The organism is Pseudomonas sp. P2S-1 (genome assembly GCF_057197725.1).
Genome location: NZ_CM170068.1, coordinates 5,795,294 through 5,808,177, shown reverse-complemented (window position 1 = coordinate 5,808,177; position 12,884 = coordinate 5,795,294). Strand labels below are relative to the sequence as shown.

At 62.2% G+C, this 12,884-nt stretch carries 10 protein-coding genes; 7 read left to right on the top strand and 3 right to left on the bottom strand.

Translation table 11 applies throughout. From position 1 onward, the window contains the following. Nucleotides 1-4: 4 nt before the first annotated feature. From AC2CQI_RS26070 to AC2CQI_RS26060, 3 genes are all read left to right on the top strand, one after another. Nucleotides 5-469 carry a nuclear transport factor 2 family protein gene (locus AC2CQI_RS26070; RefSeq protein ID WP_484578316.1) on the top strand — a complete coding sequence of 155 codons (465 nt, stop codon included), beginning with the start codon at nucleotides 5-7 and terminating at the stop codon, nucleotides 467-469. A 104-nt stretch (nucleotides 470-573) separates the two neighbouring features. Then, complete coding sequence (locus AC2CQI_RS26065) at nucleotides 574-1,464, top strand: LysR family transcriptional regulator (protein ID WP_484578315.1); 891 nt, start codon at nucleotides 574-576, stop codon at nucleotides 1,462-1,464. A 105-nt stretch (nucleotides 1,465-1,569) separates the two neighbouring features. Further along, nucleotides 1,570-2,076, top strand: coding sequence for an acyltransferase (locus tag AC2CQI_RS26060; protein ID WP_484578314.1), 507 nt, complete (start codon nucleotides 1,570-1,572; stop codon nucleotides 2,074-2,076). Between the two features lie 74 nt (nucleotides 2,077-2,150). On the opposite strand, the gene AC2CQI_RS26055 is transcribed toward AC2CQI_RS26060, so the two are convergent. Continuing rightward, nucleotides 2,151-4,034, bottom strand: coding sequence for an amidohydrolase (locus tag AC2CQI_RS26055; RefSeq protein WP_484578313.1), 1,884 nt, complete (start codon nucleotides 4,032-4,034; stop codon nucleotides 2,151-2,153). Between the two features lie 218 nt (nucleotides 4,035-4,252). Between AC2CQI_RS26055 and AC2CQI_RS26050 the strand changes: the two genes are divergently transcribed. Genes AC2CQI_RS26050 through AC2CQI_RS26035 form a run of 4 tightly spaced genes read left to right on the top strand, consistent with a single transcriptional unit; the run spans nucleotide 4,253 to nucleotide 9,576 of the window. Continuing rightward, nucleotides 4,253-6,451, top strand: coding sequence for a GNAT family N-acetyltransferase (locus tag AC2CQI_RS26050; protein ID WP_484578312.1), 2,199 nt, complete (start codon nucleotides 4,253-4,255; stop codon nucleotides 6,449-6,451). A gap of 1 nt (nucleotide 6,452) precedes the next feature. Next, nucleotides 6,453-7,022, top strand: coding sequence for a hypothetical protein (locus AC2CQI_RS26045; protein ID WP_484578311.1), 570 nt, complete (start codon nucleotides 6,453-6,455; stop codon nucleotides 7,020-7,022). Beyond that, nucleotides 7,019-8,068 carry a peptidoglycan-binding protein gene (locus AC2CQI_RS26040; RefSeq protein WP_484578310.1) on the top strand — a complete coding sequence of 350 codons (1,050 nt, stop codon included), beginning with the start codon at nucleotides 7,019-7,021 and terminating at the stop codon, nucleotides 8,066-8,068. Before AC2CQI_RS26045 ends, AC2CQI_RS26040 begins: the two co-directional genes overlap by 4 nt. Nucleotides 8,069-8,100: 32 nt before the next feature. Further along, nucleotides 8,101-9,576 carry a ComEC/Rec2 family competence protein gene (locus AC2CQI_RS26035; protein ID WP_484578309.1) on the top strand — a complete coding sequence of 492 codons (1,476 nt, stop codon included), beginning with the start codon at nucleotides 8,101-8,103 and terminating at the stop codon, nucleotides 9,574-9,576. A 58-nt stretch (nucleotides 9,577-9,634) separates the two neighbouring features. Here the strand turns inward: AC2CQI_RS26035 and guaA are convergent, their stop codons facing one another. After that, nucleotides 9,635-11,212 (bottom strand): glutamine-hydrolyzing GMP synthase, encoded by a 1,578-nt coding sequence (gene guaA, locus AC2CQI_RS26030; RefSeq protein WP_075806685.1) that lies wholly within the window; start codon nucleotides 11,210-11,212, stop codon nucleotides 9,635-9,637. A gap of 119 nt (nucleotides 11,213-11,331) precedes the next feature. Further along, on the bottom strand, nucleotides 11,332-12,801 hold the full coding sequence (guaB, locus tag AC2CQI_RS26025) for an IMP dehydrogenase (protein WP_484578308.1): 1,470 nt from the start codon (nucleotides 12,799-12,801) through the stop codon (nucleotides 11,332-11,334). Nucleotides 12,802-12,884 lie beyond the last annotated feature (83 nt).

The following is a 12,884-nucleotide window of genomic DNA, read 5'->3' as shown; positions in this document are numbered from 1 at the left end:
TGCCATGTCCCGTCCACCACTGCCCCCGTTCACCGAACAGAGCGCCATCGAGAAAGTCCGCCTGGCCGAGGATGGCTGGAACAGCCGCGATGCCGCCAAGGTCGCCTTGGCGTACACCCTCGACACCCGCTGGCGCAACCGTGCCGAGTTCGTCAACAACCGCGCCGACGCCGAGGCCTTCCTCACCCGCAAATGGAACCGCGAACTGGAGTACCGCCTGATCAAGGAACTCTGGGCCTTCACCGGCAACCGCATCGCCGTGCGCTATGCCTATGAATACCGCGACGACAGCGGCCAGTGGTTCCGTGCCTATGGCAACGAGAACTGGGAATTCGCCGAGGACGGCCTGATGCGCGCCCGCCACGCGAGCATCAACGAACAGCCGATCCGTGAAGAAGAGCGCCGCTTCCATTGGCCGCTGGGCCGTCGTCCGGACGATCATCCGGGCCTGAGCCACTTCGGTTTCTGACACTGGAGCAGGAAATGGCACATAATCCCGGGCACCCCGACGGTGTCCCGGGCCTCACCGGAGACACTCAAGACAAGCGATTGAAACGAAGGAAACACAGCGCAATGGATCGTTGGCTGGCAATGCGGGTGTTCGTCAAGGTGGCGGAAACCGAGAGCTTCGCCAAGACCGCCCGGGCGGTGCATATGAGCGCGCCGGCGGTGACGCGGATCATCGCCGCGCTGGAAGACCTGGTGGGTGCCCGCCTGCTGGTGCGCACCACCCGCTCGGTCAAGACCACCGAGGCCGGGGCGCGCTATCTGGCCGATTGCCGGCGCATCCTTGGCGATATCGCCGAAGCCGAGGCGGCAGCGGCCGGGCATTACCGCGAGCCGTCCGGCACCCTCGCGATCACCGCGCCAATCCTTTTCGGGCAGTTGCATGTGCTGCCGATCATCACCGAATACCTCGACGCCTACCCGGGCATGCACGCGCGCACGCTGTTCATCGACCGCCAGGTGAATATCGTCGAGGAAGGTCTCGATGTGGCCGTGCGCATCGGGCATCTGCCGGATTCGGGGTTGACTGCGGTGCGGGTCGGGGCGGTACGGCATGTGATCTGTGCCGCGCCGGGCTACCTGGAGAAACGTGGTACACCGCAAACCCCCGTCGACTTGAAGGACCACCGCATCGTCGCCTCCAACAGTTCCTGGGCTTCGCCGGAATGGCGCTTTGCCGGAGGGCAACGGGTCTCCATTGACCCTGTGCTGATGTGCAATACCAACCAGGCGGTGATCGATGCGGCGCGTTCGGGATGGGGCGTGACCCGAGTGCTGCATTACCAGATCGGGCCGGCGTTGCGGGAGGGGGAATTGCAGGTGGTACTGGAGGATTTCGAGGAGCCGCCGTTGCCGATACACCTGGTGTATCCCCAAGGACGGCAAGCTCCGGCCAAGATCAGGGCTTTCGTCGATCTCGCGGTTTCGCGACTGCGTGACAACCTGCTGTTCGCTTGAGGTAACATCGCTCGTTTCATCCCGTGTTCTCGCAGGCCATTACCTTGCACAAGGTCGAGTTCCGCCCGGCCACGGCATTTAGTCAGACATTCATAAGGAATGAGCATGAGCTCCCCGAAAGACACCCAGGACACCGCTGCCGCGAACAACTACTTCGTACATGCCCTGGCTGACGTACACGCAACGGCGATCGGCGAAAAAACCACGATCTGGCAGTACTGCGTCGTCCTCAAAGGCGCGCGCATTGGTAGCAACGTCAACATCTGCTCGCATTGTTTCATCGAGAACGACGTCGTTATCGGCGACAACGTAACCGTCAAGAACGGCATCTACGTCTTCGACGGCATCACTCTGGAAGACAACGTCTTCGTCGGCCCGAACGTCACCTTCACCAACGACAAGAGCCCACGTTCGAAGGTCTATCCGAGCGAGTTTCCGCGGACGCTGATCAAACGCGGTGCATCGATCGGCGGTGGGGCGGTAATCCTGCCAGGGATCACCATCGGCGAAAACGCCCTGGTCGGTGCCGGTGCCGTGGTAACCAAGGACGTGCCGGCCAACGCGGTGGTCTATGGCAACCCGGCGAAGGTCCAGCGGACGCTGGAAGGCTGAGTACTGAAAAGAAAGCCTGCAAGCATGCGGGCTTCCGAGGGCAATCCCCGGTGCAGCACCGGGGTGCACTTACTTCACAGCAGCACCGAATGCACCTTGCGACCACTTACCCAGGTCTCGAGTACACCGATATCACGCATGCCGGCGGCATGCTTCCTGGCGGGATGTTCGACAGGATGCTTCGCCTGCCACTGCAACGGATCCTGCGCGAGGATCACCAGGTCAGCCTGCTTGCCCTGGAGCAGCGAGCCGATCTGATGGTCAAGGTGGCATTGCCAGGCGGCATCGATGGTCACCGCACGCAGAGCCTGGTGCACATCCAAGCACTCATGCTCGTTGAGCACGATGTTCCGCCCCGGCACACCCACCGCGCCCTCCATCACCCGACCGATCGCCTGCTCCATGTAGCGCAACGGACCGAACGGGGTCACGAAGCGGTCGCTGTGCAGGCTGATACGCAGACCGCCTTTCAGGGCCGAAGCGCAACGGTCCAGCAGGTTCGCACGCTTCTCGCCCAAGATGGTGCCCTGGAACGCATTGCCCCAGTAGCCGACATGGCCGATCAGGAAACTTGGCGAGATCGCCATGCGCTGCATCTGGCCAATGGTCTCGTCATGCAGCAGCGAGCAGTGTTCGATACGGTGGCGCTGCTCGGCCCAGGACGGCTTGGTCGGGAACGGCTTATCGGGTAGCGGATCCTTCGCCGAGGGAATGTCGCACAGCGCCAACTGATAGGCGGAAAGCACGTTGGCGATGGCCTCGTCGCCGTTGGCGTGGGTCAGGATCGGCCAGCCGGCGGACGACACGATCTGCATCACATCCGCCAGTTGCCGCACCGGGTTGTAGTTGAACAGGCCGTAGGCGCCCACGCCTGGCACCGAGTGCTGGTGACAGCAGTTATAGGCTTCGCTTTGCAACCCGGTCAGGCCCTGGTTGGAACCATCGGCGATCAGCTTGATCGCCCGCACACTGAACAGCGTGTTGCCATCGCTGCCCAGTTCGGGCTTGTAGCAGTCGACCCAGGTCATCAGGTCATTGCTGTTGCCATACAGCGCCCCGCCGACACGCACCGTCAGCGCCGAGGTCTGCGCCAGGCCTTTCATCAGCGAGACCTCCTTGGTCCCCTGGAACAGCCCGACACTGGCGTCGAACACCGTGGTGACGCCGCGCTGGTTGGCCTCGGCGAAGACCTTCTTCAGGTTGGCGATCAGTTGGTCTGCACCCAGTGCAGGAATCACCGCGAGCATCTGCGCGGACTGCTGCTCGGTCAGCACGCCGCTGCCGAACTGCGCCGGATCGAGCTTGGCGGCGTTCAACGCCGCGGTGTTGACGTAGCTGATATGGCCGGAAGCGTTGAGCAGGAACATCTTCAGGTCCGGGCCGTAGCTGGCACTGATCTTGTCCAGGCGCTCGGCGTCGATATCCGTCCACTCCAGCATCAGCGAAGGATCGATACCGAAGCCGGTCACCCATTGCTCGGCTGCGCTCTTGCCCTTGACCTCGTCGGCCGCCTGGCGGATCCGCGCCTCGATCTCGGCGATGCTGTATTCCCGGTTCAGGTACTGGCCGTTCAGCGGCGACAGATCGGTCCAGTCATGGATCAGCGCACTGGACATCAGGTGCGCGTGGGCGTCGATCAGCCCTGGCAGCAAGGTTTCCTCGCCGGTCAACGGCCGGTCCACCGGGCTATAGGGCTGCATCGCCGCACGCACGTCTACGAGCGTGCCGCTGGCCTTGACCACGCCGTTGGCGATGCCGATGGCCTCGACCTTGTGCGTCGGGTGCTCAGGGTCCGGATAGATGCTCCCGCCAAAGAAGATCACCGCCTGCTGCGGCTCGACGGGCGCCTGTTCGGCAATGTCGTCGAGCAGTTCCTGCCAGGCGTCATGGTCATGCTGGTAGCGCGGCAGCATGTTGGGCGTACAGCAGGCACAGCCAAATTGGGGACGTTGCGACATGATGATTCCTTTCAGTTTCGGAGGTGATCTGAACTCGATCGCGGGGGTAACTTAGCACCACAAATCGTGTGTGCATTGACAATTTGGTCTGTGAACTTAGCAATTTCCTCACTCGCCACAGGGCCGGGAGAGGCGATATCAAGTAGCCATATTTTGCTTGCCCATGGCAGGGTTCCGGATAGACTGATTCGCCCATGGCACAACGGGGAGTTGCCTTGATGTCCGAGACTGCGCAGGCCGACTACAGCGCGTTTGCCCGATCCCCGCTCTGGGATCTGCAGCGCCAGTACTACAGCGAAAAAGGGCTGGATGCCTGGGCCGAGGCGCAGGTGCCGCACTATGTGACCAGCCACCCGGTGATGGCCAATGCCTATGCGCAGATCGTCCTGGGCTTCTGGCGCGACCTCAAGGCCCAGGGCCTGACCGGCGACCAGCCGCTGTACATCATCGAACTGGGCAGCGGCTGCGGGCGTTTCGCGTATCACTTCCTGCTGCAGTTCTTCGAGGCCTTCGATGCGATTCGCGGGCCGGAGGATCGGGTCTGCTATGTGATGACCGACTTCAGTGCCAGGACCCTGGAGCACTGGCGCGAGCGGTTGTTGACCAGGCTCGATCCGTTCATTCAGCAGGGGCGTCTGGACTTTGCGTTGTTCGATGTGGAAAGCGACAGCGAGGTGGTGTTGCAGAACCAGGGTATTACCCTGACGGCGGGCAGCCTGAGGTTGCCGCCGGTGGTTATTGCCAATTATGTGTTCGGCAGCATTCGCCAGGACTTGTTCTTTCTGGACAAGGAGCGCCTGTACGAAGGCTGGATGAAGGTCGAACCGGGCGTCGCGAGCGACCCCGACCAGCCGTTTGCGGGCATGACGCCGGCGTATCAGAAGCGCCGTATCACCGCACCGGGCTATCCCGATCAGGGCTGGGACCCTTTGATCGAGCATCACGCCAGACACCTGCGACCCTGCGTCCTGCTCTTTCCCGCCATGGCCTTGAGGGCACTGGACCGCTTGAGCCACCTGTACGACGGCAACCTGCTGCTGCTCAGCGCCGACCGTGGCAGCCACGCGCCAGAAGTCCTTGCCCGGCAGCAAGCACCCGAGTTCGCCTGCCACGGCAGTTTCACCCTCCCCGTCAACTTCCGGGTGCTGGCAGACATCATCCAGGGCCATGGCGGCACGTACTGGACCACCAGCGCCGAAGACGGCCTCACCCTCCTTGCGGGCTGCTGGCGGCCCGCCCCTGCCGGCACCTGGCGCGAAACGGCGTCGGCAGCGCAACACGCCCTGCAAGGCTTCAACCCCAACGATTACTACCGGATCAAACAGGCGCTGGAGCACGATGAGCTGTCAGTGAGCCCTGAACAGATACTGGCGTACCTGCGCCTTGGTCACTGGGATACCCGACTGTTCTACCTGTTACTCCCTCGCATCGAGGCCGTCCTCGCCCGCCTGCCTGGCGAGGCACAACGGCGGTGGTCCCAGGCGCTCGGTGAAATCTGGCGCTTTCACCTGCCGATCGGCGAAGACTACGATCTCGCCTTCGACCTGGCTTGCATGGCCACTGAACTCAATCGCTGGACGCTGGCCATCGAGTGGTTCGGCCAGTCCCTCGCTGCCGCCGATGCGCAGGAATACGATCAGGGCAGCAACTGGTTCAACCTGGGGATCGCGCACTGGCAGCTGGCGAACCACAGCCAGGCCGAAGCCTGCCTGCGCAGAGCGCTGGAACTGGAGTCAGAATCGGATGACGACCAGGACGACGAGGAAAACCGCAATTTCGACGTCCAACGCCAGCTCGCCGAACTCTCAGCCTGGCAAACGCGTTGCCAAGCCCTGCTGAGCGCGCAAACGTTGCATTTGCCGGCCGGGGAGTCGATATACGCCAGCCTGCTCGGCCCCCATCAGGCACGCTCGCTCTACCGTCTGCAACGCGACCCGGAACTGTGCGCACTGGCCGGCGTAGAGCGCCTGCGTGGTGTCGCCCACGCCAAGGAATGGCTGAGGCAACACCAGTCCGAGCACCGCCATGCCCTGGCAATCCTGCATCCGGAGCTCGGCCTGGTCGGTGTCGCGGCCCTGGAGTACACGCCGCAAGCCTTGGCCCCCGGCGGCAGCCAGAGCGCACGTTTCCACTACTGGATCGGCCGCGACTACCAGAACCGGGGCTACGGTGCCCAAGCCATGACGCTGCTGCACCAACTGGCTGACCTCAGGGGTATCCGCCACCTGTTCGGCAGCGTCGACATGTCGAATGCCAGCTCGCAGCGGATACTCGACAGACTGGGCTACCGGCGCCTGGCCTTGCAGCCGGTGGACGCGCCTCCCGACTGCCGCTACCACTACCTTGGTCCCGCGGAAGATGAGCAGGCGCTGCGCAGCGTCGTCAGCCTTTTCCTGGCCGAACAAGGGCCAGGCTAGCATGCTGATCATCCGCAACGCCCAGCTCCAGGCCCTGGCTCAGCCCGCTCGCGAGCAATTCATCAAGGACATGCTGGACCACGTCTACCGGTACTTCCCGACCCCTGCCTGGCTGTTGACCCCGGACGAACTACATAGCCGCGTCAGCGAGGCGATCGACCGCGCCGCCGGCCATCAACTGACCAGCCGACAGCAGGTCTGCCGCTTCATCAACCTCGCTGCAACCTATGGCTGGGCATTCGACAGCGACCCGGAACTGGCGTGGATGCGTGACATCCTCACCGATACTGCACTGGCCAACCCCGGCGAGCGCCTGGATCGCCTGGTGAACAGTTGCCTGCACCGGCAGAGCGTCGAAGCCCGCAATCTGGCGCAGCGCAGGGTACTGGGCCTGCTTGCGGACGAGTCGCCGCCGGCACTCGAACCCCAGGCGGCCGCGGACTTCTCGGGCCATGACAGCTATCGCATCACTCCACCTGGCGGCCTTGAGAGTGACGAACGGTTCAAGACCAATCCGTCCAGCCATCGTTCCAGCCTGGCGCTGCGCAGCGACGAGGAGTTTTTCCCGTGACCAACGATAATCCACTCGCCCAAGCAGAAAGCGCCGCCCAGGCCCAGAGCGACACGCAGACGGTAGGTGCCACCACCGTTGCATGCCCGGCGGCCGAACAGGCGTCGAACCAGATCATCGAGGTGAACGTGGTCGGCGAGGACGGCTCGGGACTCGACGGCATCGCGCTGGTGATAACCCGGGAAGACGGCCAGGCCCTCCTCGGCAAGACCAGCCCTGACGGCAGCTACCGGTTCAAGGGGCTGCCGCCGGGTAGCTACGAACTCAGCCTCTCGGAACTGGACGAAGAAGCATGGCAGGTGAAAACCACTGTGGACCTGCCGCCTGGGCAGGCCACCTGCACCACCCTCGCCACCTGGCAGGCAGCGCCCGAGGCAGCGCCTGCCGGCGAGCAGACCCATGTAATCCGGCAAGGCGAGTGCATAGGCAAGATCGCCGAGCGCTACGGTTTCTTCCCGGAGACCTTGTGGAACAACGAGGCGAACGCCGCGCTGAAGGAACGTCGCCACGACAACATGTACGTCCTCCTGGAAAACGACACTGTGGTGATCCCGGACAAACGCCTGAAAAAAGCAGTGGTCGAAACGGGCAAGCAACTGACGGTCGAGCGCAAGGGCGTACCGGAATCCTTGCACATCCGCTTCCTGGAGGACGATGAGACGCCCAGGGCCGGCGTGCCTTACTTGCTGAGCCTGAAGACGGATCAGGGCGAGCCGCCGGGTGACATCTCGGGTACCACGGATGACCAGGGCTTCGTCAACCAGGCAATCCCTGCCGACGTCACCCAGGCCACTATCGTGTTGAACCCTGGAGAGGAGGCCGAGACCCATGTGTTCAATATCGGCCATGTCGATCCGATCGATACGGTGTCGGGCTGGCAAGCCCGGCTCAACCGCCTCGGCTACGAATGCGGGGCTCAAGACGGTGAACTGGGAGAAAGAACGGAAATGGCGATCCGCGAGTTCCAGCGCTCCAGGCAGCTTGCCGTCACTGGCGCGATGGATGATGCGACCCAGTCAGCGCTACTAAGCATTGCGCTGTCCTAGGCCGCCCTATGAAGCACAGGAAGTAGCCAGCCATGCGATCAGCGAAAAAAACCGGCTCGACCCATTCCGCGCCGCGGACCAAGCAAGCCACGGTCAAGAAGACGGAGCGCCCTCTGGTACGCATCATCCACCTCGATTGCGGGTCGGGTGGGGATTGCTCGGTGCTCTATACCGACAGCGAGTTCATCGTCATCGACGGTGGCAAGGGAGGCACCGGTACACGACTGACAGCATTGATCAAGCTGCTGCTGGATGAAGGAAAGACACCCCTCGCGTTCATCGTGAGTCATTACGACCTTGATCACTACTACGGCCTTTTCAAAGCGATCCGTAGTATTTGCATAGACTCCGGCACGAAACCGCCACCGAAGAAACTGGTGGTCCTGACGCCTGCCGATATCACTATCATCAATAGGACAGGCAGCGTTTACCCCCCCGATATGGAAGAGGGCAGCAAGGCGTTCATCGCATGCCGGAACCTCAGCACCCACGCAAAGATTTACGGCGTCACGATGGATTACAGCCTTCCGACGCACCAGAGCTTCAAGAACGGGATGAAGCTCGAACTCAAAAGCTGGCCTATCCAATACACGCCTTCCAACTGCGAAGAGAACAATGCTTCAAGCCTGCAATGGATACTCAAGGACAGTAACGAAACGACCGAAACGACGTACTACACCGGTGGAGATTCGGAGTCAGGCCCGCTGGCCGCAACGATCATCAAACTTGACCACCACGGCTCGACCGTGGGCACCACGAATGCGAAGAAAGCAGCACTCAAAGAAGCGTCGCACTGGGTCATCATGGGCGCCGGACGCGTCCATAAGCATCCGGGACTGGATCTTCTGAAGGTAGCAGAAGCCAACCTGCCATGGATCCTGATGACGCAGCATCATTTCCAGGACGCATTCCTCGACAACGAGTGGCTGCATGTTGGGCGCGTTGGCTCGAAATGGGGCGATGTCGGCTTCGCGCTGTACAAGGACGAAAAGATCCTGGTCAACATCAGCGAAAAAAAGCATCTGCTCACCAATGGTGACGATTCGGAAACCATTTCCAGCAAGAAAAGCCTGCAACTGGACAAGGCGATGGACACCCTGCTCACGTCGATGCGAGAGATGGACGACTGCCCTGACGAAGAGCGCGGTCTCAGGACGGAAAAGCTAAAGACAGTAAAGGTCCTGAAGTGCGTGGTCCCCGGCTGTGATGATCCGGCCAGCCGGGTATTCGTCAGCATGCGCTCCGTTGACCTGATTGTCTGTGCATCGCACAAGGACGAGCAACTCCACCTGCAACGTGCACAACTCAAGAAGAAGCAGAGCCTCAACAACAAGAGAAATCGAAATGAGGACTGGAGTGACGGAGATGAGGATGAAGAATTAGAGGATGAGGATGACGAAATAGAGGATGAAGAGTATGACGAACCCGTGGTGAAACCCCGAGTGCGCAAGAAAGTGAAAAATGAAAAAAACAGCACTGCCACGGTTCAGAACGTAAAGAAGAAATAAACAAAAGCCCGCATTAAAGCGGGCTTCTGGTTTTCAGTGATCGATGGGGATCAGTCCCTCATTCCCACTCAATCGTCGCCGGCGGCTTGCTCGACACATCGTACGTCACCCGCGAAATCCCCTCGATCTCGTTGATGATCCGGCCGCTGACAGTCTCCAGCAGCTCGTACGGCAGGTGCGCCCAGCGCGCGGTCATGAAGTCCACGGTCTCGACGGCGCGCAGGGCGACGACCCAGGCGTAGCGACGGCCATCACCGACCACGCCCACCGATTTGACCGGCTGGAACACCACGAAGGCCTGGCTGGTCTTGTGGTACCAGTCGGCCTTGCGCAGTTCTTCGATGAAGATGTGGTCGGCACGACGCAGCAGGTCGGCGTATTCCTTCTTCACTTCGCCGAGGATGCGCACGCCCAGGCCCGGGCCCGGGAACGGGTGACGGTAGACCATGTCGTACGGCAGGCCCAGCTCGAGGCCGATCTTGCGTACTTCGTCCTTGAACAGTTCGCGCAGCGGCTCGACCAGCTTGAGGTTCATTTCCTCAGGCAGGCCACCGACGTTGTGGTGCGACTTGATCACATGAGCCTTGCCGCTCTTGGCGCCAGCCGACTCGATGACGTCCGGGTAGATGGTGCCCTGGGCAAGGAACTGGATGTTTTCCAGCTTGCTGGCTTCAGCATCGAAGATGTCGATGAAGGTGCGACCGATGATCTTGCGCTTCTTCTCCGGGTCGGCTTCGCCTTCCAGGTTGCCGAGGAACTGCGCTTCGGCGTCGGCACGGATGACCTTGACGCCCATGTTCTCCTTGAACATGGCCATGACCTGGTCACCTTCGTGCAGGCGCAGCAGGCCGTTGTCGACGAAGACGCAGGTCAACTGGTCGCCGATGGCGCGGTGCAGCAGCGCGGCAACCACGGAGGAGTCGACGCCGCCGGACAGGCCCAGCAGGACGTTGGCCGAACCCACCTGCTCGCGCACCTGGGCAATCGCGTCCTCGACGATGTTCGAGGCGGTCCACAGGGCTTCGCAGCCGCAGATGTCGAGGATGAAGCGGGACAGGATGCGACCGCCCTGCTTGGTGTGGGTCACTTCCGGGTGGAACTGCACGCCGTAGTAGCCGCGGGCATCGTCGAACATGCCGGCGATCGGGCAGCTCGGAGTGCTGGCCAGCACGTGGAAGTCTTCCGGCATGCGGGTGACCTTGTCACCGTGGCTCATCCACACGTCCAGGCCGAGGACGCCGTCGTCATCGACGTGGTCTTCGATGCCATCCAGCAGGCGGCTCTTGCCGACCACGTCGACACGGGCGTAGCCGAATTCGCGCAGCTCGGAACCTTCGACCTTGCCGCCCATCTGCTCGGCCATGGTCTGCATGCCGTAGCAGATGCCCAGGACCGGTACGTTCAGGTCGAACACGGCCTGCGGTGCACGCGGGCTGTTGGCTTCGTGGACCGACTCAGGACCGCCGGCGAGGATGATCCCGCGCGGGTTGAAGGCACGAATCGCTTCATCGTCCATGTCGAACGGGTGCAGCTCGCAGTACACGCCGATTTCGCGCACGCGGCGGGCGATCAGCTGGGTGTACTGGGAACCGAAGTCGAGAATCAGGATGCGGTGAGCGTGAATGTCGAGGGCCATGAGGAACTCTCTGATGCAGTTGCAAGCTTCAAGCCGCAAGCTGCAAGTTGATCGGGGAAAGCGCGGTAGTTGCTGCAGCGCAACTACCGCTTGGAGCTTGAAGCTTGCCGCTGGAGGCGTCAGCCGACCCGGTAGTTTGGCGCTTCCTTGGTGATCTGTACGTCATGCACGTGGGACTCGGCCATGCCGGCACCGGTGATGCGCACGAACTCTGGCTTGGTGCGCATCTCTTCGATGGTAGCGCTACCGGTGTAGCCCATCGAGGAGCGCAGGCCGCCCATCAGCTGGTGGATGATCGCGGCCAGTGCGCCCTTGTAAGGAACGCGGCCTTCGATGCCTTCCGGTACCAGCTTCTCGGCGCCGGCCGAGGAGTCCTGGAAGTAACGGTCCGAGGAACCCTGGGCCTGGGCCATTGCACCCAGCGAACCCATGCCGCGGTAGGCCTTGTAGGAACGGCCCTGGAACAGTTCGACTTCACCCGGGGCCTCTTCGGTACCGGCGAACATCGAACCCATCATCACGCACGAGGCGCCAGCAACGATGGCCTTGGACAGGTCACCGGAGAAGCGGATGCCACCGTCGGCGATCAGCGGAACGCCGGTGCCTTCAAGGGCTGCGGCGACGTTGGCGATGGCGCTGATCTGCGGCACGCCGACACCGGCAACGATACGGGTGGTGCAGATCGAGCCAGGGCCGATACCGACCTTGACCGCGTCGGCGCCGGCTTCAGCCAGGGCCTTGGCCGCAGCGCCGGTGGCGATGTTGCCGCCGATCACCTGCACTTGCGGGTAGGTTTCCTTGACCCAGCGAACGCGATCGATCACGCCTTTGGAGTGGCCGTGAGCGGTGTCCACGACGACCACGTCAACGCCGGCGGCAACCAGGGCGGCTACGCGCTCGCCGGTGTCCTTGCCGGTGCCGACCGCAGCGCCGACGCGCAGGCGACCCTGGTCGTCCTTGCTGGCCAGCGGGTAGGCCTTGGCCTTCTCGATGTCCTTGACGGTCATCATGCCCTTGAGGTTGAACTCGGCATCGACGATCAGGACTTTTTCCAGGCGGTGCTTGTGCAGCAGCTCGCGGACTTCGTTCTTGTTCGCACCTTCGCGGACGGTGACCAGGCGCTCTTTCGGAGTCATCACGTCACGCACGGCGACGTCCAGGCGGGTTTCGAAACGCACGTCGCGGGAGGTAACGATGCCGACCAGGTCGCCGTTGTGCAGCACCGGTACGCCGGAGATGTTGTTCAGGCGGGTCAGCTCGAAGAGGTCACGCACGGTGGCGTCGGCATCGATGGTGATCGGGTCCTTGACCACGCCGGCCTCGAACTTCTTGACCTTGCGGACTTCGCCGGCCTGCTGCTCGATGGTCATGTTCTTGTGGATGATGCCGATGCCGCCTTCCTGCGCCATGGCAATGGCCAGGCGGGCTTCGGTCACGGTATCCATGGCGGCGGAGACCAACGGAATGTTCAGCTCGATGCCACGGGTCAAACGGGTCTTGAGACTGACTTCGTTGGGCAGTACCTCGGAATAGCCAGGTACAAGGAGAATGTCGTCGAAGGTCAGGGCTTCTTGGCTGATACGCAGCATCGCGGGGGCTCCCGGGCGGGAAAAATGGAAGCGCGCCATTATACTCATGCGCGCCGTTTCGCTCAATGCAAAGATGGGCCTTC

Excerpts from the sequence above, each read along its gene's own strand:
- guaB (WP_484578308.1), bottom strand. The coding sequence starts at position 12,801 with ATGCTGCGTATCAGCCAAGAAGCCCTGACCTTCGACGACATTCTCCTT.
- guaA (WP_075806685.1), bottom strand. The coding sequence starts at position 11,212 with ATGGCCCTCGACATTCACGCTCACCGCATCCTGATTCTCGACTTCGGT.
- AC2CQI_RS26065 (WP_484578315.1), top strand. The coding sequence starts at position 574 with ATGGATCGTTGGCTGGCAATGCGGGTGTTCGTCAAGGTGGCGGAAACC.
- AC2CQI_RS26060 (WP_484578314.1), top strand. The coding sequence starts at position 1,570 with ATGAGCTCCCCGAAAGACACCCAGGACACCGCTGCCGCGAACAACTAC.
- AC2CQI_RS26055 (WP_484578313.1), bottom strand. The coding sequence starts at position 4,034 with ATGTCGCAACGTCCCCAATTTGGCTGTGCCTGCTGTACGCCCAACATG.
- AC2CQI_RS26045 (WP_484578311.1), top strand. The coding sequence starts at position 6,453 with ATGCTGATCATCCGCAACGCCCAGCTCCAGGCCCTGGCTCAGCCCGCT.
- AC2CQI_RS26035 (WP_484578309.1), top strand. The coding sequence starts at position 8,101 with ATGCGATCAGCGAAAAAAACCGGCTCGACCCATTCCGCGCCGCGGACC.
- AC2CQI_RS26070 (WP_484578316.1), top strand. The coding sequence starts at position 5 with ATGTCCCGTCCACCACTGCCCCCGTTCACCGAACAGAGCGCCATCGAG.
- AC2CQI_RS26050 (WP_484578312.1), top strand. The coding sequence starts at position 4,253 with ATGTCCGAGACTGCGCAGGCCGACTACAGCGCGTTTGCCCGATCCCCG.